Source organism: Streptomyces sp. NPDC006643, from assembly GCF_042870175.1.
GTDB lineage: Bacteria > Actinomycetota > Actinomycetes > Streptomycetales > Streptomycetaceae > Streptomyces.
In genome coordinates, this window is sequence record NZ_JBIAHA010000025.1 from 52,938 (window position 1) to 74,715 (window position 21,778).

Consider the following 21,778-nt stretch of genomic DNA (forward strand, 5'->3'; position numbering starts at 1 on the left):
CGGTCCGGCCCGATCCGGCCCGATCCGATGGGTCCGGTGGGTCCGTGGGTCCGGCCGTTCCGGTTCGGCGGGGCTAGGCGAGACCGTTCCGCACCCGGATGGCATGCGCCGCCGCCCGGTGGGACTCGGCCTCGTCGGGGTGTCCCTCCTCCTCGGCCAGTTCGGCGAAGGCGACGAGGATCCGTTGCTCGTCGGCGTCGGATTGCCGGCCGCGCGCGCTGGCCAGCGCGTCGTCGTACAACACCCGAGCCTCACCTGTGCGTCCGAGGCCGCGCAGCACACCGCCCAGCGCGAACCCGATGCGTGCGGCCAGCCGCTCGCGTCCCAGTTCGACCGCCGACCGGTGGGCCCGCGCCAGCAGTTGGCCCGCTTCGTCGGCGTCGCCGAGTTCGGCTGTCGCCCGGCCGAGCCGGTAGGTCTGGAGCGTGACGCCGTATGTGTTGGAGATCGTGTGGTGCAGGTCGCCGGAGCGTCGGAAGTCCGCCGCGGCTGCGGCCCAGTCGCCCTGGACCGAGTGCAGCGTGCCCCGGAACTCGATGGTGGACGCGCGCAGTTTGGTCGTCAGCGTGGAGTCCCCGAGCGTGTCGAGCGTCGTGAGCGCGCGCGCCAGTTCCTGCGCGGCCTCGTCCGTTCTCCCCTGCTCCCACAGGGGACGAGCCAACTGGCAGCGCATTCGGACCAGCGCGGCCAGATTCCCGGCGCGCGCGGCTGCCGCCACGCCGAGGCTGAACACCTCGATGTCGTCGGCGGGGTGGGGATGGTCGAGGAAGTGCGTCCACAGCGGCTCGCAGAGGGCCCATGCCTCGGTGTCGAGGCCCAGTGCGTGGGCGACACGTACGGACGCGTACAGCGCGTGCCGTTCGGTGTTGAGCAGGCGCGCCGCGCTCCGTGCCCTCTCCCGCCGCTCGTCGCGCTCGCCGTCCGCGCAGTCCGCCGGGTCGGCGAGCGGGAAGTCGGGGGCTCCTTCGACGGGCGGTACGGCGTCGGCCACGACGAGTCTGCGGCCGGCGGCGAAGAGGTCCGCGCGCTGGGCCTGACGCAGGAACCAGGTCACGATACGCCGCTGGGCTTCGGCCCGCTCCCGCTCCGCCCCGTCGTTCCTGGCCCGGCGACGGGCGTGCGCGCGCATCAGGTCGGGCAGCCGCAGCCTGCCGCCGGCGCCCGGCGCCTCGCGGGTGTCGAGCAGTCCGGCGGTCTCCAGCTCTTCGAGCGCCCCGTCCGCCGCGTCCCGGCCCAGCCCGAGAAGCGCGGTGGCGGATTTCGGGGTGAACGACGGTCCTGGGTGGTCGGCGAGCAGCCGGTACAGCAGGGCGGCCTCGGGGGTGAGGCTGAGATACGCCGCGTCCCACACCTTCTCGACCACCGGCACGCCCTTCTCGTCGAGCTCGCGCGACAGTTCGGCGAGCAGGCGCGACAGCGGCCGACGGTGGTACTTGCGCATCCAGCGGGCGGCGACATGTAAGGCAGCGGGCAGACCGGCGCAGAGCCGGACGAGCCCCCGGGCCGCCTCGGGCTCGTCCGTGAGCCGCTGATCCCGGACGACGCGCCGTAGCAGTTCGGCGGAGTCCGCGTCGTCCAGCGGATGCAGCTCAAGGCCGACCGCGGCGCCGTCCTCGATGTCGTACAGCGGTCCGTGGCTCGCGACGATCGCCACGCTGGCGCCGGACGCCGGGAGCAGCGGTACGACCTCCGCTCCGTAGCGGGCGTTGTCGATGACCACGACGAGCCGTTGGCCGTCGGTCCGTGTCCAGTACTGCTTGCAGCGACCCTTGAAGGAGTTCGCCAGCATGTCGGGGGCGACGCCCAGCGAGACGAGCAACTGGCCCAGCGCGTCGGCGACCACGACCGCCCCGTCCCGCCGGAACTCGTCGAGGTCCACGTACAGGACGCTGTCCGGGTACCGGTCCCGCAGCGCGCGGGCGATCCGGAAGGCCAGCTCCGTCTTGCCCGACCCACCGGGCCCGCTCAGCGCCAGGCACAGGGGCCGGGACCGCGCGGTCCACTCGGCGACGGCGGTGAAGGCCCGGTTCTGCTCGTCCTCCCGGTTGACGAAGTGCACGATCTCCGGAGGCAGTTCGTACGCCATGCGGTCTGCGGTCCCCTGTCCTGACGTGGCCTCATGTTTGTCGTCACTCTAGGCGGTCGGGGCCGTCGGGATCAGTGAACTCGGTCTATGGCCGCGCGGGGGCCGGGGACGCGTCGGGTCCCAGATGGAGGCCGCCCGTGGCGTCGAGCCAGTGGCCCGTGATCCAGCGGGCGTCGTGGGAGACGAGGAACGCGACGGCGTCGGCGACGTCCTCGGGCTGGCCGACCCGGCCCAGCGCGGTGATCGCGGTGCTCCGTTCGACCAGGTGCGGGGCGTCCCGTATCCAGGTGTTCATATCGGTCTCGGTGACGCCGGGGGCAAGGGTGTTGACGGTGATGCCCCGGGGGCCGAGCTGGTTGGCGAGATTCCGGCCGAGCACGTCCAGCGCGCCTTTGGACATCGCGTACGCCGTCTCGGGCAGGGCGATCCGGGTGGCGGCGGATGAGATGTTGACGATGCGGCCACCGTCGCGCAGCAGCGGCAGCGCTCGCTTGGCGATGAAGTACGGGGCCTTCACGTTGACCGCGAAGAGGCGGTCGAACTCCTGTGGTGTCACCTGGTCGAGCGGGCCGGCGAACACGGCCGCGTTGTTGACCAGGATGTCCAACGGCTGCCCGGCCAGCCCTTGTTCCAGCCTGGCGAAGAGGGTGTCGACGGCACCGTCCGGACCCAGTTCCGCGCGTACGGCGAAGGCGCTGCCGCCGGCGCGCTCGATGGCGGCGACGGTTTCCGCCGCCGCCGTGTCGTTGCTCGCGTAGTGCACGGCGACGTGTGCGCCGTCGGCGGCGAGCCGGGTGGCGATGGCCCGTCCGATTCCTCGGGATGCGCCGGTCACGAGCGCCGTCTTTCCGGTGAGTTCCATGCGTCGATCCTGTGGTTGATCGGCGCGCGCGTCCAAGACCTGTTGCTATAACCTGAGGTTATGGATGTTCGGGTCCAGGATCTGCGGTATTTCATCGCGGTGGCCGAGGAGTTGAGCTTCACCCGTGCGGCGAGCGACCGGCTGTTCGTCTCGCAACCGGCGCTGAGCAAACAGATCCGCCAGCTGGAGACCTGTCTGCGGGTGTCGCTGTTCGACCGGGGTCACCGTACGGTCGTGCTGACCGCAGCGGGTGAGGCGCTGCTGCCTCGCGCCCGGCGGATCGTCGACCTGTGGGAGGAGGCGCGCCGGGAGACGGTCGAGGCGTCGGCCGCTCAGCGGGCGACATTGACGGTCGGCTTCCAGACTCGGATCGGCCGGGGCCTCATTCCCGCCGTCACCGAGAGGATGGGCGAGTCGCTGCCGGACTCGCGGCTGCTGTTCCGGCAGGTGCCCTGGGGGAACCCGTCGGCGGGGCTGGCCAACGGCGATGTGGACGTGGCGATCGTCTGGCTGCCCGTCGCGCACGGGGCCGGGCTCTCCTGGCGTGTGGTCGCCACCGAGGAGCGGTGGGTGGCGATGCCACCCGGCCATCGTCTGGCCCGGCGGGAGATGGTCCCGTTCACCGAGCTGCTCGACGAGCCGTTCATCGCGATGCCTCAAGCGGCGGGGGCGCTGCGCGAGTTCTGGCTGGCGAGCGCCGAGCGTCCGTACCCTGCCCGGGTCGCCGCCGAGACGGAGACCGCGGAGGAGACCTTCGAGGCGGTGGCCTCCGGGCTCGGGGTGGTGCTGCTCTCCGCCGGCAATGTGGAGATCTACCAACGCCCGGACGTGGTCTTCCGACCGGTGGGCGGTCTGCCGCCGAGCGAACTCGCGGTCGCCTGGCGCAGCCCGGACCGCCGGGACGCGGTGCGCGTCTTCGTGAACGCGTGCGTCGGCTGCTTCTGCGACGGGAGTTCGTGACGGCGCGGTCGGAGCGGACGGCGCGACCGGCGCCGCGCCGACGCCCTGGAGCGGCCGACCGGTCAGCTCCGCCCGGCCCTCGCCCGCCGAATAGGCGGTAGAGAGCCGCTTGGCCCCGCAGAGAAAGCTTTCGGGAGCGACGGGCGTGGGCGCGAGTCGCCGCCCTGCGCACCACGAGCCACCGCTCAGAGGTCTACGGCACCAATATCCAGGCATACCTCCCCCAGGTATTCGATGCAAGGCGACACCCGACTTGACTACATACCCCTGGAGGGTATGTTGGAGGTGTTCGGCCGCCCCTGCGAGAGTGGCCCCCTCACGAAGGAGACCCCCATGAACACGGGACTCAGGATCACCGCCTTCGCAGCCGCGATCGCCGCTACCTTCGGCACCGCGTACGGCATCGGCACGAGCATCGACCCCGTCGTCGCCAAGAAGCCGCCGGCCGCCCACGACGAGCACGCGGAGACGGAGGGGGCGGCCGGCGACAAGACAGCGGGCCGACACGAGACCGCGCCGGCCGGCGGTCTACAGATCTCGGAGGGTGGGTACACGCTCGCCCTCGACACACCACGCGTCGCGGCGGGGACGTCGACCACCCTGAGCTTCTCCGTCAAGGACGAGCGCGGGCGCAACGTCACCGCGTACCAGCGAGAGCACGGCAAGGAGTTGCACTTCATCGTCGCCTCACGCGACCTGACGGTCTATCGGCACCTCCACCCGACACGCGCCGCCGACGGTACCTGGAGCGTGCGGGCCGAGCTGCCCGCGGCAGGCGGCTATCGGGCCTTCGCCGACTTCATGCCCGCGAAGAAGGGCGCCTCCGGGGTGACGCTCGGCGCCGACCTGGCCGTCTCCGGCAAGGCCGAGCCCGCCCCGCTCCCGCCCGTCCGCGTCACCGCCGAGGTCGACGGCTACCAGGTCGCTCTTGCCGGCGCCCTGACCCCCGGCAAGGCCAACGAACTGAAGCTGACCGTCAGCGAGGACGGCAAGCCCGTCACCAACCTCCAGCCCTACCTCGGCGCTTACGGCCATCTCGTCGCCCTCCGCGCAGGTGACCTCGCCTATCTGCACGTCCACCCGAACGGCGAACCGGATGACGGCGTCACCGAGCCGGGCCCGGACGTGTCCTTCACCGCCACCGCACCCAGCTCCGGCGCGTACCGGCTCTTCCTCGACTTCCAGCACGAAGGCAAGGTCCGCACGGCTGCCTTCACCGTCGACGTTCCGGCCGAGGACGCCGACGCGAAGCCCTCCGCGAAGCCCGGTGGGACGGAGGAGGCCGAAGGCCACGGCCACTGAGCCGAGGGCAGGGGGCGGCGCGGCGACGCACACAGGCCGGGCCGCCCGACCGGTCTGCTTCGGGGGGGCACCGTCACGGGCTGTCGCCCTGCCAGTCCCACCGGTCCGGATCACCGGCGCGCGGCCCGTACCCGGCTCGCCCGCCCGGTCCGTACGCCCCTATCTCGGTGACGAGCATCGCGCCGGTGTCCAGCTCCTCGTCCGTCCATCCGGTCACGTCCAGGAGCAGCCCGTCCAGCGGCCCGGCGCACAGCTCCCGGTACACGCGGCCCGGCCGAGGTCCCGGATCCGGGTCTTCATGGTCGGCGCCGTACACCCGCCGCCGCATCAGTTCGTCCATCAGGGCAGCATCCCAGCCACCACTGACAACCAGGGCCGGAGCGCCCTCCCGCCGTCCGCCGTCCGCCGTCTCCGGCGACGCCCCGGCGTACATCGAGCAGTTCCTCACCGCCTTTCAGCCGCGCGCGTGTGAGCCCTCCGTACTGCCGTTGTTCCGGCACGAGTTGGACGACGACTCGCTGTGGGCCTTTCTGCTCTCGCAGGACGTCGTGTACGTCGGTGGCGGCAGTACCGCGAATCTGCTCGCGGTCCGGCGCGCACAGCGGCGGGCTGGACCGGACGGGTGTGCGGTAGGTCCGCCGCGCATGACACGACGGGGAAAGGGTCACCGTCAGGTGAGGACCGAGGATTCCCCAGGAAGAGGTGTCTGATGAGTCGTGCGCTGATCGTGGTCGATGTGCAGAAGGACTTCTGTGAGGGCGGCAGCGTTCCGGTGAAGGGCGGTGCGGACCGGGCCGCCGCCATCGCCGAACTCGTACGGGTCTCGGCGGACGGCGAGTACGCGCGCATCGTCGCGACGCGGGACCACCACTACGATCCGGGCGATCATTTCTCCGACCGGCCCGACTACGAGAACTCCTTTCCCGTCCACTGCGTGGCCGGCAGCGAGGGAAGCGAATTCCACCCCGGCTTCGCGGCCACCGCCACCTCGGACGCGGTGGACGAGGTCTTCTTCAAAGGCGCTCACTCCGCGTCGAAGAGCGGCTTCCAAGGCGCGACTGAGGGTGGCACGCCGCTGGCCGACTGGCTGCGCGCAGAGAACATCACCGATGTCGACGTCGTCGGCATCGCTACCGACCACTGTGTGAAGGCCACCGCCCTGGACGCCGTCGCGGCGGGCTTCGGCACGCGGGTCCTCCTCGACTACACGGCGGGGGTCGCCCCCGACACCACCACCCATGCCCTCACCGAGATGCGGGAAGCGGGCGTCGCACTCACCGGGCAGCCCGTCGTCCACGGCTGAGGTTGGGTGAATTCAGCGGTGACGACGAAGACTTCGCCCGCGCCTGCGCCCCCCGCCGACCGTCTCGACGCGGCGGCGGGGGGGGGCGGCGCGCAGCGCGCGGGCGTAAGCGAAGGGCGGAGGCGTAAGCGAGAGGCGGCGAAGAGCTAAGGGCGAAGGCGGAGTTCACCGCCGTCCGCGACTCCTCCGTCACATCCCCGGCACGGACGGCCACCGGACGGTCAGCACCACCGACTCCTCCTCCGCGAACCACGAGTGATCGGTGCCTCGGCCCCACACCACGTAGTCGCCCTGCCGCTCCAGAAGCACGCTGCGGCCCGGGAGTTCGACACGGAAGCGCCCGCTGATGAGAACCAGCAGAGCTGTCCGCTCCTCGCCCCTCACCCAACTCGCCCGCTCGTCGCCCCGGGGATGCACGCCCCATTTGATCTCGACGGCATCGCTGTGGCGCGGATCGCCGGCGTCCTTGAAGTGCCCGAGCAGCCAACCCCGGTCCAGCGCCGCGTCCTTGCCCGCGTTGCCCACGTACACGGTGTCGTTCACGTCACCGGTCACCGGATGCCGCTCTCGCCCCGGTCGGCGGGTCGGTCGGCGGGCAGGTCGACAGGCCGGTCGACAGGCCAGTCGCCGCGCTCCGCCAGATTCAGGATCAGCGCGGCGATGTTCCACGCGTCGTCGTCGCCCCGGTGGTGGCGGCCCTCCAGCGGGAGGCCGGCCGTGGTCAGTGCCTGGGCCATGCCGGGGCGTCGGCGCAGACCGTAGGAGGCGGTGAAGACGACCTTCGCGTTGGTGTGGCGGCTGCCGAAGGGATACTCGACAGCCGTCCGTTGGCACTCGCGGGTGAACTGGTTACGGTCGTAGTCGCCCCAACTGGCCCAGGGCAGCAGGCCCGTTCGGTGCTCGGCGGCCAGTGTGCGGCACGCCTCGGCGAAGGACAGACCACCGTCCACCTCGGCCCGGGTCAGCCCCGTCAGCTCCGTACAGAACGGGCTCACCTCCGAGCGGGCCGGGCGTACCAACAGCCGGTGCTTGGCGAGGCGTTCACCCGCGCGCAGGTCGACCACGGTGAGGCCGATCTCGATGATCTCGCTCACCTGGCCGGGCGGCGGCTGCCCCTCCCAGCATGTCGCTTCGACATCGACCACGTTCAGCAGGTGCGCGCCCTCGTCCATGAGGAGTGAGCGTAGAAAGTGCCGCGCCCCAGGTCATCCGGTTTTCCCCGTGGACGGCTCGGCGCGGCACAGGCCGTGCCGCGCCGAGCCGCGCCGTCCGGCGACCGGTGCTCCGCGTCAGCCCGTGTGCTCGGTCCGGCGGCGTACGACGAAGAGGCTGCCCGCGCCCACGACCACCGCCGCCGCGGCGCCGAGTGCGATCGGCACTGCCGGGGAGGAGGAGCCGGTCTCGGCCAGTTCCTCGTTGTTCGTGGTCGGGTCGTTGCCCCCGGTCGAGGACGAGCCGCCGGACGAGTCGGCCGATCCCGACGAGCCCGACGAGCCGCCGGACGAGCCCCCGCCCGTCACATCGAGGCTTATCTCCGCCTTGTCGTTGGCCTTCTCGGGGTCGAACGGGCGCGGCTCGGTGCTCAGCGCCACCGAGCCCTTGGCGCCCGCCACCTCCTTGTCGATCTTCAGCTTGATCGTGTAGGTCTCGCCGCCGCCCTCGTTGACCCACCTCTGACTCGTACCGCAGGACAGTGCCTTGCCCTTGAGCTCGCAGAAGCCGTCCGGCTTGACGACCGACGTCCCGGCGGGGGGCGTGATCAGGACCTCGACGAGCGGGTCCCCCTCCTTGGTCAGCACCCAGGCGGGCCCGGCGTTCTTGAACTTCGCCGTCAGCGTCACCGTGTCGCCGACGGCGCCCTTCAGGGCGGCTCCCGTCACCTGGTAGTCGGCCGTGTTCACGGAGGTGACCGGTACCTCGACGATGTCCTTGGTGGCCTCACCGCCGGCCGCACGCTCGACCAGCTTGATCGCGGGCGCCGTTCCGGGGACCGGCGTCGTGGCGGACTCGTCCAGGTCCGGGTAGAGGTCCCCGATGGTCATCCGCAGGTCGTCGTTGAGCGCGCGGTCCAGCGCCTTGATCGCGAGGGGCTTGTCCGGCTCGTACACGACACCGGGCTCCACGGGCCCGTCGAACTCACACACCACGTTCGACTTCTCGGTCATCTCGTCGTAGGACGGGACCTGGTGCGCCTCGCAGTTGGCCGGAATCGCCGCGTAGTCGAGACCTCGCGTGACGGAGTAGGAGACGTACACCTTGTCGACGGCCTCGGTGCCCTTGTTCGCCACGATGAGGGACGGCTCGAAGTCGGTGCCCGGCTCGACGCCCTCGATCGGGGCGATGTCTCCCATGACCAGCTCGGGCGCCGCTTCGTCGGCGAAGGCGGCGGGGGCGGCGGCGCCCAGCGCGACCAGACCGGCGGCGCCCAGCGCGGCGACAGTGGTACGGGAGGTGCCGAAGGTGCGGTTGCGGCGGCGGTTGCGTGGGGGGATCGGCATGGAACGAACCTCGTCAGACCTGAGCGCGGGCAAACGGACGGTGGACTCCTGGAGAACAACTCCTCGACCGGTAAGACACCTGTCGACGCCGAACGGTTGCGTCCGCGCCGGTGGTTCGGGGCCGTCGTACAGGACCTCTCGGCGCGAACACACCGCCCTTTATGATGTGTTCAGCGTGACGAGTGGTGACGGAGAGCGGGCTACGGGGCGCCATCGAGCAAGTCCGGGGCTCCGGGGCCGGCTGAGCGGGGGCAGATGGTGCAGACGCAGCAGGTCGTCCAAGTGCGCTGTGGTGAGAGCGGTTTCGGCACCGGGTATCTGATCGCGCCGCGCCTCGTCCTGTCCTCCGCGCATGTCGTGCCATCGCCTCACCGAGAGGCGGAGATCACGCTCTCGGAGTCGGCGACTTCCGCGATGGCGGTGGTGCGTTGGCGACGGTACGACGGCGACAACATGGACGCCGTCCTGCTGGAGATCCCGGCCGACCAGGCATGGACACCGCCCGCGTCGCTGCGCGGCTCCTTCGGCCGAAGCCCGCAGCGCTGGGGACGGTTGGTGACTGGCGGTACGGAAGTACCGGTCTCCGCCACGGGGTTCCCCCGGCAACAACGCGTCAGGACCCGGCGGGACGGGGTGGATCAGGCCGAGCGCCACCGCGAGTCGTTGCGGGGCCGGGTAAGGCCGCACGGTGGCGCGAGATCCTTCGAAATCCTCGACGAGGCCGGGCTGTTGGACGCCGACACGGCGGGACTCGGCGCCGCGACCGCCGCGAAGATCACCCCGTGGTCGGGGATGTCGGGCGCGGCTGTCTTCCTGGCCTCCGAGGATCTGCTCCTCGGCGTCGTACGGGTGGATCGCCGGCCGCGCCACGGCACCCGGCTCGTGTACACCCGCAGCGAGGATCTGCTGGCGTGTGCGGACTTCCGCGCCGTGGTCCGCGAGGCGACGGGCGTCGCCCCCGAACCGGAACCGGCCGAGTTCGCCCGCTTGTTGGAGCCCACACCGCCCAAGCGCGAGGTGTCATCGCCGAGCATGCTGCTGCGGGCGGACGCCGAGGTGGTGTCCTTCCACGGCAGGCAGGACGCGCTGGAAGAGTTGGAGGCGTGGTGCCTGGCCGACTCGGACGGCCTGCCGTCCACCCGTGTGCTCACCGCCCCCGGCGGACAGGGCAAGACCCGGCTGGCGCGGGAGTTCGCGGCACGGCTGCGGGCCAGGGGCTGGGTGGCCGGCCAGGTGCGCAAGACACACGGCGACCTGGGCGCGCTGCGGGCCGTCCAGCACCCGCTGCTCCTGGTCGTCGACTACGCGGAGACCCGACCCGAGTTGGTCAGGGAGCTTCAGGAACGGACGGCCGAGGTCAGGCATCCGGTCCGGCTTCTCCTGCTCGCCCGTTCGCGCGGCTCCTGGACCCGGTCGACCGGTACGGTGCGCGAGATCAAACTGCACGCGCTCAGCCCCGACGCCGACGAGCGGGAGCACGCCTTCCGTAACGCGGCGCGGGATCTCTCCGGCCGCCTGGCGGAGGTGACCGACTGGACCGTCGACTGGCCCCGGGTCGCGGACGCACTGCCCGTCGGACGACCGCGAGGGGCACCGGGTGCCGAGACGGCGCTGGCCGTGCAGATGACGGCTCTGGCCGCGCTGCTGCGCCATGTGCCGTCTCCACGGGAGGACGACGCCACCGTGGGGGAAGAGGCCACCGTGGAGGACAAACTCCTCGCACACGAGGAGCGGTACTGGTCGGACACCGCCCGCTGGAGCAGAGAGCGCCGGGACAGTCTGCGCGGGCAGGCGGTGGCGGCGGCGGTACTGTGCCCCACGCGGAACGAGCGGGAGGCACGCGAGACGCTGACCCGGCTGCTGCCGGGCGAACTCCCGGGGCTGATCGGGGACATCGCCGCGTGGCTGAGCGACCTGTACCCGCCGGCCGAGAACCGCTACTGGGGCCAACTGGAGCCGGACCGGCTGGCGGAGTACCAGGCCTCCGAGCAGGTCGTCGCGGACACGGAACTCCTCGCGAGGCTGTTCGCGCGAGCCCCGGACCACCAGCGCGTACAGATCCTCACCGTGCTGGCCCGGTCGGCCGTGGCCCACGCGAACGAAGACCGCGCGGACAGGGCGCAGGCCGTCATCGGGCAGTTGCGTCAGGTGCTGCGCTCCGTGCCCGCCGACATGCCGTTGACCGCCGCGGTACTGCGCGCCCACTCCGACACGCTGCCGGAGAAGTCCCACGTGCTGCGCGACTACGCGCTCGACGTCGCCCGTGAACTGGCCCGGCTGTGTCCCGCCACGGACCGCACCACGCAGGCGCTCCGGGACCGCGCGTGGGCCCTGCACCATGCGGCCGAACGGTATCTGGCGGTCGGCGACTGGGACGAGGCCCGGGAGGCGGCCGACGAGGCGGCGGCGATCCGCGGCCGACTGGCGGGCGAGGAGGCGACCACGCCCCGTACGGAGTGGGCCGACTCGTTGCTGGTGCTGTCGCAGACCCTGCGTATGACGGGGCGGCGGATGGAGGCGTACGACGCCGGTCGTCGGGCGCTCGACCTCTTCCGCGCGCTGGCGGCGGAGGAGGAAGGCGACGAGGAGGAGAGGCGCCGGCGCGGACTGGTGCGGGCCCTCATCAACCAGTCCCAGGTGGTGTGGCAACTCGACCCGGACGCGGTCCCCTTCGACCAGATCGCGAGGTCCGACGACCATACGGCCGAAGCTGTCCGGCGAGCCCGCGAACTGGCCGCCCGGCGCCCCGGCCTGGAACCGCTCCTGCTGCCCAACGCGCTGGTGGCACGGAGCACGACCCTGTGGCGCTTCCAACGGCATGCGGAGACATTGTCGCCGAGCAGGGAGGCGGTGGAGACCTCCCGCCGGTTGGCACGGGAGAACCCGGACGCCTTCACCGCCGACCTCGCGCGCGCCCTGCTGGGTCTGTCCGTCGACATCCACAGCGTCTCGCGCGGCGAGGCGACGGCGCTCCTGCGGGAGGCGATCGACCTGCTGCGCCCGCAGGCCCGGGATCTGCCCCGCGTCCACCGCTCCTCGCTGGCCCAGATGCTGCACAACCTCGCCTGGGATCAGCTCGACCTCGGGGACGAGCGGGCGGCACGGGCATCCATCGCGGAGGCGATCGCCTACCGCCGAGAGCTGGCACGGGGGCCGTACGCGATCGAGCTGCCGAACGTGGCCGGGTCGCTGCACAGCCTCGCCCGCTTCCATGTGGCTGCGGGGGAGCACGACGCGGCGGTGCAGCACTTCGAGGAGGCTCTCGCGATTTACGCACGGGCCGAACTGCCGCTGAGCGCGAGCGAATTGAACGGGAAGGGCTCCACCGCTCTGCATCTCGCGTTCGCCTACGACGCCGTCGGCCGCTCGGCCGACACACTGACCGCTCTCAACCAGGCCCTCGACATTCACCGCCGCCTCAGCGACTACGGCCAGCTCTATACGGAGGACTACGCCCGCAGCCTGCACGACGGCTCGGGGCTGTACTGGAACCACGACCGGCATGTCGCGGTCCGTATCCTGCTGCGCCAGGCGTTGCCGCACTACCGCCGCCACGCCCGTGTCAACGAGAAGGGGCGCCGGGGGCTGGCCGACTGTCTGTACGACCTCGGCACCAGCTACGGGACACACTGGGGAACGGCCGAGCGGGCGGTTCGAATCCTGCGGGAGGCCTACGAACTGCTGCTGGAGCTGACGGCCGAGGATGCGCAGCATGAGGTATTGCTGGCCGACGCCTGCACGCAGCTGAGCCGTGGGCTGCTGAAGACGAGCCGCTTCCACGAGGCCGTACGCGTCGCGGAGACCGAAGTGCGCGTCCGGAAAAGGCTGTTGGTCGACGCCCCGGCCGACCAGCAGCAGCCCCTGTGCCACGCTCTCTTGAGGCTGGCCGACGGCCGGACGATGGCGGGGCAGACGGCCGCGGCCTGGCGCGCGGCCGTTGAGGCGGAGGAACTGTGCCAGGTGTCGGCCGCCCGGACGGGCGAGCCGCCGGACCGGACGGCGTGGCTCCTCGGGCGGCTGGCCGCCACGCTGAGTCTGTGTGGTCGCCACGACGGACGTCTGGCCGTCCGGGCTCTGGAGCCGGCGCGGCGGTCCGTCCGGCTCTACCGGGGAGTGGTCGACCGGGCCCCGGAGAGACAGGCAGATCTGGGATGGGCGGTCGAGATTCTCGCGAAAGCCCTTGAACGCACAGGCAGGCACGCCGAGGCCATCGACGTACGGATACGCAGAGGAGCATGACGCCGTGACATCACCACTCCATGACGAGGAACGGGGCGAGTCCGCCGAGGACATCCGACGGGACGAGGAGAGCGCCGAGCGCGGGGCCGCACTGTTCTACGGGAACGTGAACGAGTTCGTCACCGACCGGTTCATCTATTTCGTCCATCGTCCCACCGCCGGTTCCGGGCGGGTGTGGTGCGCGGAGTGGTATCGGCACGCGGAGGCGTTGTCCCGGCTGGACTCCGTGTGGCGTGCGTGGGAGGCGTTGCGCTGGGACGCCGGTATGGGAATGTCCCACTGGTGGCTCCATCACGCCGACCCGCACCTGCGTGCCCTGCTGGACCCCATCACGGGGCCGTTCGCCGACTGTTCCGAAGGCCACCAGAACGCCAGGCCGCTTCCGGTCATCGATCCACCGGAAGGGCTCTTCAACGACCAGCGGGAGTTGGGCGGAAGGGATCCGTTCTCCTTCGACTGATCCGGCCCCGCGCCACGGCGCGGGGCGGCTCCTACCGGCCGCCCGGGTCGTCGTCGCGGGTGATCAAATGTTCCAGCCGGTCGAAGCGGGCGTGCAGCGCCCGTAGTTCCAGGTCGGCGTCGGCCCTCCCCCGCGCCTCGGCGTGTTCGAGCGCCTGAGTCGCCTGGCGGGCGCGGCGCGCGGCGGTGCCGACGAACCAGGTGGCCAGGGAGGCGGTGACGATGCTGAACACGGCGATCCCGACGAGCATCACGATCGCCGCGATGACGCGTCCGCCCACCGTGACCGGATACAGATCCCCGTATCCGACGGTCGTCGCCGTCTCGATGGACCACCACAGCGCGAGTGGGAACGAGGTGATGGTCGCCCGGGGCGCCGACGACTCGAACGGGACGATGATCCAGGAGCCGATCAGCATCACCAGTACGACACCCACGGCCGCCCAGACGGACGCCTTCACGTGCAGCCGCCGCCACCGCTCGTTGCTCAGCAGTTTGTGGAAGAGATAGAGCGGCGAGAACGGAGGCATGGACCGAAGCTAACGGTCGGCCGGGCGTCCCGGCGGCAGGACACGGCGTACCCGGGGCGCAGGACTCCACCGAGTCGTCAGGCCAGTGTCGCGTAGACGATGAGGTTGTTCACCGGGTGGCCTTCGGCGTCGAAGTCGCCGTCACAGGTGATCAATCGCAGGGCGTGGTCCGCCGTGTCGCCGTAGACCTTGTCGGTGGGGAAGGAGTCCTTGTCGACGCTCTCGGTGTCCGTGACGGTGAAGCGCGCCGACTTCCCCCGGCTGTCGCCCACGGTGATCTCCGCGCCTTCGGTGATCTTCTTGAGGTCGTGGAAGACGGCCTTGCCGAACCGGGTGTCGTTGTGGCCGATGATGACGGCCGCACCGGCTTCGCCGGGCGTGGCGCCGCCGGTGTACCAGCCGGCGGTCATGCCCTTCTCGGGCGGGGGCACCTCGACGGTTCCGTCCGGGTTGAGGCCGAGTTCCATCAGGGAACTCTTCACGCCGATGGAAGGGATGGAGACCTCGACGGGAGTCGCCGTCCGCCCAACTCCCCCCGGAGCACGGGCCGATGGGGTGTCCGCGTCGGCGCTCGCACCGGGGGCCGAGACCGGGGCGGGGGTGTCCGCGGGGGACGAGCAGCCGGTCAGCGCGATGAGCAGCGCGGGTACGACAAGAGCGAGGCGGGCAGAGGGCACAGCGGGCTCCAGAGCAGGGCGGCCGGGGGCCTGTTGTCGGGTCGTCGGGCTGTCGGGCCGTCGGGGCGACGGGTCGTCGGGTCGTCGGGGCGACGGGTCGTCGGGTCGTCGGGGCGGATGAGCGGGACCGGGGCGCCGCGGGGGTCGTACGGCGGTGGCCGGGCGTACGCCCCGGGGGAAGCGATGGGCGCCACCCTGCGAAGGGCGGCGCCACTGTCGCGTCGGGTCAGATCTCGCGCCGCGCGGCGGAGCGGCGGCGTACCACGACGGTGCCGGCGCCCGCGAGCAGCAGCGCCCCGGCGGCCGAGCCGACGAGGGTGGTGATGCCCGAGTCGGTGGCTGCCGGAGCTTCGCCGGCGGCGACGCCACCGCGCGGGGCCTCCTTGGCCGCGCGCGCCTTCTCCGCCAACTTCTTCGCGGCGTCTTCCTTCGAACTCGCCTCGCCCGAGCCTTCCTTGGCCGCCGCGGCCTTCTTCGCGGCGTCCTCCTTCTGCTTCTCAGCTGCGGTCTTCTTCTCCTCGGCCGCCGACGCGGACGGTGTCGGCTTCCCGTCCGAGGCCACGGCCGCGGTGGCGGGAACGAGCAGCGCTCCGGCCACGACGGCCGGCAGGACGACGAGACGCAGACGGTGACGGTGGGACATGTACGACTCCAGTTCCAGCCCGAGATCGGTGGTGCCTGGGTGCCGAGTCGCAGCCAGGTTCCGGGCAGGGCTCCAGGCTGGCGGCCACTTGTGAAGAAGCTGTCAGGGCGTCATGTTGATCGGATCAGGGCCATCCGGTCCGGCCGCCGTTTCGACGGCCGCCGTTTCGACGAGCGCGGCGGGCGCGGCGGGCGCGGGCGCGGCGGGCAGCCGCAGGGTGAAGACCGATCCCTCTCCCTCGGTGCTCAGCACGCTCGCCGTCCCGCCCTGTGCCTCGGCGAGTTTGAGCACGATCGCCAGGCCCAGTCCGCTGCCGCCGGTACTGCGGTTGCGGGACTTCTCCGCCCGCCAGAAGCGGTCGAACACGTGCGGGATGTCGTCGGCCGGGATTCCGGCGCCGGTGTCGGAGACCTCCAGGGCCACCTCGTTCCTGTCGCCGTTCCCGTGATCGGGGCCCGTCCGGTACGAACGCAGTGTCACCCGGCCTCCGGGCGGGGTGTGGCGTACGGCGTTGGAGACAAGGTTGCTGACGGCCTGCCGGAGCCGCACCGGATCGGCGTACAGCGACGGTCCGGCGGGCCCGGTGGCGGAGACGGTGAGTGTGACACCGGCGGTCTCGGCCGGGCCCTGGTACGCCGCGGCGACCTGGCCGAGCAGTTCGTCGGCGTACAACGGCTCCGGGTGCAGTCGTAGCGCGCCCGCGTCGGCCGCGCCCAGGTCCTGGAGGTCGTCGATGATGTGCTGGAGCTGGACCGCTTCCTCAAGGAGCGAGGAGACGAACGCCGGGTCCGGATCGGCCAGTCCGTCCTGGGCCGCCTCCAGCCAGCCTCTGATGTTGCTCAGCGGGGTGCGCAGTTCGTGCGCGACGTCGCTGACCATCACCTTGCGCTGCTCCTCAAGCCGGGCGCGGTGTACGGCCATGTCGTTGAAGGCCGCCGCCAGCCGGCCTATCTCGTTGTCCGGGCCGACCGGCACCGGCGCCGAGTCCAGGCCGTCCCGCATCCGCTGGGCGGCGCCGGTGAGCGCGTGCAGGGGCCGTACGAGCCGGGCTCCGGCGATCACCGAGACGCCCACGGTGAGAGCGAGGACAAGGGCCGTGACCCCGACGATCCGTGCGGTGTTCGCCGGGGAGAGGTCGAAGCCGGGCACGCTGACGGCGCCGGTGCCGTCGATGAACAGCAGGGCGGGCGCGGCGACATAGTCCGTGAGCTGTTCGCGGCGGGCGCTGCCGACGCAGGAGGCGATGGCCCGGTCGTCCCGGTGGTCGGGAGCCATGGCTGCTTTCTCCTGGGCGGCCTGCTTCCGGGCGGCCTCCGCCTTGACGGCGTCCGCGCCGGGCGGGGCGGGGACGATCTGGTCGTATCCACGGTCCCAGGACAGGTCCAGGTTGAGCGTGGTGCCCTTGTGCCCCTGACGTTTCAGACAGGCGTCGGCGAGCGTGTTGAGCTGGTCGAGGGCCTTCTTCTCGGTCGTGGTGGGGCCCGACTTCGCTGTCAGGCACTTGAGTTCGCGGTCACGGTCGGTGTCGCTGCGGACGAACTCGATACGGGGCCGCCCGCTCGGGCTGTCGACCACGTCCGCCGCGACGCCCACCGAGGACAGGCACGCGACGTGCTGGGCCGTGATCCGGCGCAGTTCGGTACGTTCCTCGGCGGGCAGCAGGAAGGGGCCCACGGCGCGTGGATCGACGCGGTCCGAGCCGGCGGTCACGTCCTCGGGCATCAGTACCGTGTCGACGTTCAGCGGATCGACGACCGCCGAGGCCTGGGCCGGCAGCGGGGTGACGGACGAGGAGCCCGCGGAGTCGAAGAGAGGCCGCCGGTCCTCGGTGGTCAGCACGATCCGGCGCTGGGAGGTCCGAGCCAGTTCGCGCGCGGTGGCCCCGACCTCGTCCCAGCCGGGGTGTGTGGCGGCGTACCCCAGCAGCGTGTTGTAGATCTTCGCGTCGGAGCTGAGGTCCTGCCCCTGCTCCTGTCTGATCGCTCCGGAGGTGGTCTGCACCGCGAGCCAGGCGGTGGCGGCGACCGCGCACGAGGCCACGAGCACGGAGACGATCAGCAGCCGGCCGAGGAGACTCCTGCGCAGCGGCAGACGCGGTCTCCCCCGCTCCCGGGGCCTTTGGTCGTGGGGCTCCTCCTCACGGGGCTTCTCACGAGGACGCACGGCGGGCCTCCTTCGCGGGGTCCGTCAGCTTGTAGCCGACGCCGAACACGGTCAGCAGCCGGGCCGGGCGCCGCGGGGCGTGCTCGATCTTCTTGCGCAGATGCATGATGTGCACGTCGACGGTGCGGTTGCTGATGTACTTGTCGAAGCCGTGCAGTTCCTCCAGAAGCCGTTCCCGGCTGAAGACCCGGTCCGGTTCCATGGCCATCGCGGCGAGAATCCGGAACTCGCCGGGGGTGCACACCACCGGTCTTCCCGCGACAGACACCTCGTGCCGGGCGGTGTCGATCCTGAGGGCGCCCACGGTCAGTGATTCGTCCTCGGCGGGGGCGCCGGGGCGGCGGTTGCGGCGCAGCAGTGTCCGTACCCGGGCCGTCAGTTCCCGGGGGCTGAACGGCTTCGTCATGTAGTCGTCCGCGCCCAGGTCCAGCCCGAGGAGCAGATCGTCCTCGGTACTGCGGGCGGTCAGCATCAGCACCAGTACCTCACGGCACTCGGCGCGCAGGATCCGCACCACGTCGAGGCCGTCGGTCCGGGGCATCATTACATCGAGAACGAGCAGGTCGGGCTCCGCGCGCCGCACCTCCTCAAGGGCCGCGCGGCCGTCGGGGACGACCGTGACGGCGTGCCCCTCGTGCTCCAGATAGCGGCGCACCAATTCGGCCTGTTTGACGTCGTCTTCGGCGATCACGATGTTTGCGCACACGTCGCGATCGTAGCGATCGGCGCCCCGGCGGGGCTTCCGCGGTGGGACTTCCGGAGTGGGACTTCGGGGGTGGGATCCGCCCGTGGCTGTCTCAGCCGGGCCAGGCGCGCATCGCGGCGTCGGCCACGCCCTGGAGTTCCTCTCTGGTGGCTCCGTCGCGCGCCTGTTGGGACATGCCCTGGATGATCGCGCCGACGAAGCGGGCGAGTGCGGACGGGTCGGTGTCGGGGGGCAGTTCGCCCGCCGCGATGGCGGCGCGGAGACGGTGCTCGAAGCTGGCGATGTTGGCCTCACGGCGCTCCCGCAGGGCTTTTTCGACCTCCGGGGTCACGCAGTTGACCGCCGCGCAGATCATCAGGCACCCACGAGGACGCGACGGGTCGGTGAACTCGGTCGCTGTCTCGGTCAGCAGCCGCGCGAGGCCGGCGCGGGCCGTCGGCTCCTCGTCGAGCGCGCGGGCGCCGAAGGAGCCGTAGCGCACCGCGTACAGCTCGACGACCTCGGCGAAGAGCGTCTTCTTGTCGCCGAACGCGGCGTAGAGGCTGGGCGCGCCGATGCCCATGGCGTCGGTGAGGTCGGTGATGGACGTCGTCTCGTAGCCGTGTTCCCAGAAGGCCATCGTCGCCCGTTCCAGTGCCGCGTCGCGATCGAAGGAGCGGGGCCTGCCGCGCTGTTTGGTGGCCATGCCGCCATCGTAACGGATTCTGTAGTGGCCGTTAGATATCTGCTACGGTCTTTTCTGTAACGACCACTAGATAAAGAGGGGGCGATGGCCATGGGCGTGCTCACCGGCAGAACGGCGCTGGTCACCGGCGGCAGCAGGGGTATCGGGCGGGGCATAGCGGAGCGGCTCGGTCAGGAAGGAGCGCGTGTCGCCGTGCACTTCGGCACCAACGCCGCAGCCGCCGCCGAGACGGTCCGGGCGATCGAGAGCGCGGGTGGTTCGGCCTTCGCGCTGGGGGCGGAGCTGGGATCGCCGGGCGACGCGCAGGCGGTGTGGGCGGAGTACGACCGGCACGCGGACGGGGTGGACATCCTGGTCAACAACGCGGGGATCGGCACATCGACCGTTTACGAGGAGATGGAGGAGGCGGAGTACGAGCGGCTGTTCGCGGTCAACACCCGCGCGCCGTTCTTCCTCACCAGGATGGGCCTGGAACGGATGCCCGACGGCGGGCGGGTGATCAACGTGTCGACCGGTCTGACGCACGCGGCGGTGATGCCGGACCTGATCGCCTACGCGATGAGCAAGAGCGCGCTGGACGTCTTCACCCGCGATCTGTCCAAGCTCCTCGGCCCCCGGGGCATCACGGTCAACGCGGTCGCCCCCGGCATCATCGACACCGACAACACCGCGCCCCTGATCCGGGCGAGCGACGAGGCCTGGGCGCGGGCCGCCGCCGTGTCGGCGCTCGGCCGGGTCGGCCGGGTGGACGACGTCGCCGGGGTGGTCGCCTTCCTCGCGTCGGACGACGGCCGCTGGATCACCGGACACTGGCTGGATGTGACGGGCGGCTCGCTGCCCTGACTCGCTGCCTTACGAGGGTGTCGCCGCGTACGTACGGGTGAGCCCGGCCGTCAGACGGGAGACCGGGATGCCTCCCATGCACTGGGTCGCCTCGCAGAGGATCACCGGCGCGCGCCGGCTCCTGGCGGACTCCGGCTGGTCGCCGTCAGGGGTCGGGCAGCAGCACGGATAGGCCCGGCCGTTCCGCGTCCGCGTCGGCGTCGGCGTCGTTCAGTCGGCGCGGGCGCCCGGATCGCGGTCCAACGCGGCCACGGCCCATTTCGCCCGGGTGGACAGCCCGCTCAGTGACTTGGCGGAGTGCTTGCTGATGGTCGACAGCAGCGACTTCGTGTGCCGCATCGTCTCGCGGGCCAGTGGGGCGTCGCCGGATTCCACCGCCGCGAGGGCCAGCTCCAGATGTTGTTCCGTGATCATGCGGCCGAGGCCACGGCGGTGCCACTGCGCGACCGTGCCGTCCTTCGCGGGACCCGCGACCGATGCCCGTGAGTGCTCCAACGCCCGGCGCGCGGCGTCGAGATCACCCTTGTGGCGTTCCAGCCGGGCGAGGACGTACGCCGCGCACGCGCGGTCCCAGTCGGTGTCCTGGAGAGCGAGGAGGGCGGACTGGGCGCGGGCCGCCTGGGAGTGGTCACCGAGTCGTTCCAGGGCCCGGCTCAGCGCGTCGAGGTGATCCGCGTCGCGGCCGGCGTCGTCCAGCAGGCGGATGAGCGCGACCCGGGCGTGTTCGATCCTCCCCTGGCGGCGGGCGAGTTCGATCCAGGTGAAAGGGCTCTCCCTCGCCGGATCCCGGCCGTACCGCTCGGCGTCGGCGCGGCGCGCCCAGTCCAGGTCGCCGGGAACATGCGCGGCCCGCAGCAGCGGCAGATCCGCCTCGTCGCCGTGCAGCGTCACCAGCATCGCGGCTGTCCACCGCTCCTCGTACCACTCGGTCCGCTCGGCCGACTCACGCTCCAGGAGCAGCCGCAACAGGGGCAGGTCGCCGTCCCGGCGGTCGTACTGCGCCGCCCGCACCACGCCCGCGCGAAGCACCGCATCGGCCAGAGCCTCGTCCAGCGCTCCGGGTTCCCCCGCGCGGGCGCGCGCGAGCGCCGCCCGTCCGGGGCCGAGTACGAGGTCCCGCAGCGGCCGGCGGTCGGGGGCGCCCGTCAGCCGGTAGGCCCTCAGTTCCCGGGAGTTGAGCAGGAGGTGGTCGGGCTCGGTGCGGGCGGCGGCCGACTCCGCCATGGCGACGAGTTCGGTCAGCGGGCGTTCCGGGAGTCCTAGTCCGGTGAGCAACGCGGCGCGCTGCGCGTCCAGTTCGGGCGCGAACTCCTCGCGCGCCTCCTCGTCGGCGGCGTCGACCTCCGCGCGCAGCCGGTCCTCGTCGAGGTCGCCGGAGATGGTCTCGCAGTACCAGGGGAGCCGGACGAGCGTCTCCAGCGCCTCGGAGACGCTGTCGGCGATCAGCACGGCGTCACCCTCGGAGGAGGCGTACAGCACGGCCGTACCCGCGCACAGGAAGTACGTACCGCCTGTGTCGTCCCCCGCTATGGGTTCCAGCGGCGCTCCGGATGCCAGGTGGACGTCCTCGACGTGGCGCGCCCGGTCGATGTCGAAGTTGAAGGGGAACGCCGCGACGGCGGCCAGTTCGGGGCGGGCACGGAGCAGACTCAGAACACGGTCGGTCATGCGGGGCAAGCCTAGTGGGGCGCTGTCAGGGGGCCGAGGCGGCGGTCGCGTGACGAGGTTCGCCGCGGCCACTCCGGGGACTCCCGCCGGCCTGTGGATCGTGATCGGCGTTGTCAGTGGTCACCAGTAGGTTCATTCGTGTTCCGCCGTTCTG

19 protein-coding genes and 1 pseudogene are annotated in these 21,778 nt (G+C 71.5%); 7 read left to right on the top strand and 13 right to left on the bottom strand.

What is annotated here, in order from left to right; all coding sequences use genetic code 11:
- Window positions 1–73: 73 nt before the first annotated feature.
- Entirely contained in the window at window positions 74–2,086 is a 2,013-nt protein-coding gene (locus ACFYNU_RS29920) for a hypothetical protein (protein ID WP_356594381.1), read from the bottom strand.
- An 85-nt stretch (window positions 2,087–2,171) separates the two neighbouring features.
- The gene (locus tag ACFYNU_RS29925; RefSeq protein WP_356594379.1) at window positions 2,172–2,948 is read right to left on the bottom strand and encodes an SDR family oxidoreductase; all 777 of its coding nucleotides are present in this window, start codon (window positions 2,946–2,948) and stop codon (window positions 2,172–2,174) included.
- Between the two features lie 60 nt (window positions 2,949–3,008).
- On the opposite strand from ACFYNU_RS29925, the gene ACFYNU_RS29930 reads away from it, so the two are divergent.
- Together ACFYNU_RS29930 and ACFYNU_RS29935 are read left to right on the top strand one after the other, a co-directional pair.
- Entirely contained in the window at window positions 3,009–3,908 is a 900-nt protein-coding gene (locus ACFYNU_RS29930) for a LysR family transcriptional regulator (RefSeq protein WP_356594377.1), read from the top strand.
- A gap of 333 nt (window positions 3,909–4,241) precedes the next feature.
- Window positions 4,242–5,210, top strand: a complete 969-nt coding sequence (locus ACFYNU_RS29935) for a hypothetical protein (RefSeq protein WP_356594375.1) — start codon at window positions 4,242–4,244, stop codon at window positions 5,208–5,210.
- 73 nt (window positions 5,211–5,283) lie between these two features.
- Here the strand turns inward: ACFYNU_RS29935 and ACFYNU_RS29940 are convergent, their stop codons facing one another.
- Window positions 5,284–5,550: a hypothetical protein gene (locus tag ACFYNU_RS29940; protein ID WP_356594418.1), complete on the bottom strand. Its 267-nt coding sequence runs from the start codon at window positions 5,548–5,550 to the stop codon at window positions 5,284–5,286.
- Between the two features lie 22 nt (window positions 5,551–5,572).
- Between ACFYNU_RS29940 and ACFYNU_RS29945 the strand changes: the two are divergent.
- Window positions 5,573–5,806: pseudogene (locus tag ACFYNU_RS29945) on the top strand (Type 1 glutamine amidotransferase-like domain-containing protein); the annotation flags it as partial.
- 113 nt (window positions 5,807–5,919) lie between these two features.
- Window positions 5,920–6,513 carry an isochorismatase family protein gene (locus ACFYNU_RS29950; RefSeq protein ID WP_356594373.1) on the top strand — a complete coding sequence of 198 codons (594 nt, stop codon included), beginning with the start codon at window positions 5,920–5,922 and terminating at the stop codon, window positions 6,511–6,513.
- Window positions 6,514–6,702: 189 nt separating this feature from the next.
- Here the strand turns inward: ACFYNU_RS29950 and ACFYNU_RS29955 are convergent, their stop codons facing one another.
- From ACFYNU_RS29955 to ACFYNU_RS29965, 3 genes are all read right to left on the bottom strand, one after another.
- Window positions 6,703–7,056: a signal peptidase I gene (locus tag ACFYNU_RS29955; protein ID WP_356594371.1), complete on the bottom strand. Its 354-nt coding sequence runs from the start codon at window positions 7,054–7,056 to the stop codon at window positions 6,703–6,705.
- A gap of 8 nt (window positions 7,057–7,064) precedes the next feature.
- Window positions 7,065–7,685 carry a 3'-5' exonuclease gene (locus tag ACFYNU_RS29960; RefSeq protein ID WP_356594369.1) on the bottom strand — a complete coding sequence of 207 codons (621 nt, stop codon included), beginning with the start codon at window positions 7,683–7,685 and terminating at the stop codon, window positions 7,065–7,067.
- 117 nt (window positions 7,686–7,802) lie between these two features.
- Window positions 7,803–9,011: an LAETG motif-containing sortase-dependent surface protein gene (locus ACFYNU_RS29965; RefSeq protein WP_356594367.1), complete on the bottom strand. Its 1,209-nt coding sequence runs from the start codon at window positions 9,009–9,011 to the stop codon at window positions 7,803–7,805.
- A gap of 255 nt (window positions 9,012–9,266) precedes the next feature.
- On the opposite strand from ACFYNU_RS29965, the gene ACFYNU_RS29970 reads away from it, so the two are divergent.
- Window positions 9,267–13,250 carry a tetratricopeptide repeat protein gene (locus ACFYNU_RS29970; protein ID WP_356594365.1) on the top strand — a complete coding sequence of 1,328 codons (3,984 nt, stop codon included), beginning with the start codon at window positions 9,267–9,269 and terminating at the stop codon, window positions 13,248–13,250.
- Window positions 13,251–13,254: 4 nt separating this feature from the next.
- Complete coding sequence (locus ACFYNU_RS29975) at window positions 13,255–13,710, top strand: DUF4913 domain-containing protein (protein ID WP_356594363.1); 456 nt, start codon at window positions 13,255–13,257, stop codon at window positions 13,708–13,710.
- A gap of 31 nt (window positions 13,711–13,741) precedes the next feature.
- On the opposite strand, the gene ACFYNU_RS29980 is transcribed toward ACFYNU_RS29975, so the two are convergent.
- From ACFYNU_RS29980 to ACFYNU_RS30005, 6 genes are all read right to left on the bottom strand, one after another.
- The gene (locus ACFYNU_RS29980; protein WP_356594361.1) at window positions 13,742–14,239 is read right to left on the bottom strand and encodes a potassium channel family protein; all 498 of its coding nucleotides are present in this window, start codon (window positions 14,237–14,239) and stop codon (window positions 13,742–13,744) included.
- Window positions 14,240–14,316: 77 nt separating this feature from the next.
- Entirely contained in the window at window positions 14,317–14,916 is a 600-nt protein-coding gene (locus ACFYNU_RS29985; RefSeq protein WP_356594359.1) for a class F sortase, read from the bottom strand.
- Window positions 14,917–15,142: 226 nt separating this feature from the next.
- Window positions 15,143–15,559, bottom strand: a complete 417-nt coding sequence (locus ACFYNU_RS29990; RefSeq protein ID WP_356594357.1) for a sortase-dependent protein — start codon at window positions 15,557–15,559, stop codon at window positions 15,143–15,145.
- A 102-nt stretch (window positions 15,560–15,661) separates the two neighbouring features.
- Window positions 15,662–17,722: a HAMP domain-containing sensor histidine kinase gene (locus ACFYNU_RS29995; protein ID WP_356594355.1), complete on the bottom strand. Its 2,061-nt coding sequence runs from the start codon at window positions 17,720–17,722 to the stop codon at window positions 15,662–15,664.
- On the bottom strand, window positions 17,709–18,428 hold the full coding sequence (locus tag ACFYNU_RS30000; RefSeq protein ID WP_356594353.1) for a response regulator transcription factor: 720 nt from the start codon (window positions 18,426–18,428) through the stop codon (window positions 17,709–17,711). The genes ACFYNU_RS29995 and ACFYNU_RS30000 overlap by 14 nt, the downstream gene beginning before the upstream one ends.
- 91 nt (window positions 18,429–18,519) lie before the next feature.
- Window positions 18,520–19,113 carry a TetR/AcrR family transcriptional regulator gene (locus tag ACFYNU_RS30005; protein ID WP_356594351.1) on the bottom strand — a complete coding sequence of 198 codons (594 nt, stop codon included), beginning with the start codon at window positions 19,111–19,113 and terminating at the stop codon, window positions 18,520–18,522.
- A 90-nt stretch (window positions 19,114–19,203) separates the two neighbouring features.
- Between ACFYNU_RS30005 and ACFYNU_RS30010 the strand changes: the two genes are divergently transcribed.
- Entirely contained in the window at window positions 19,204–19,956 is a 753-nt protein-coding gene (locus ACFYNU_RS30010) for an SDR family oxidoreductase (protein ID WP_356594416.1), read from the top strand.
- 210 nt (window positions 19,957–20,166) lie between these two features.
- Here the strand turns inward: ACFYNU_RS30010 and ACFYNU_RS30015 are convergent, their stop codons facing one another.
- On the bottom strand, window positions 20,167–21,624 hold the full coding sequence (locus ACFYNU_RS30015; RefSeq protein ID WP_356594349.1) for a hypothetical protein: 1,458 nt from the start codon (window positions 21,622–21,624) through the stop codon (window positions 20,167–20,169).
- Window positions 21,625–21,778: the final 154 nt, after the last annotated feature.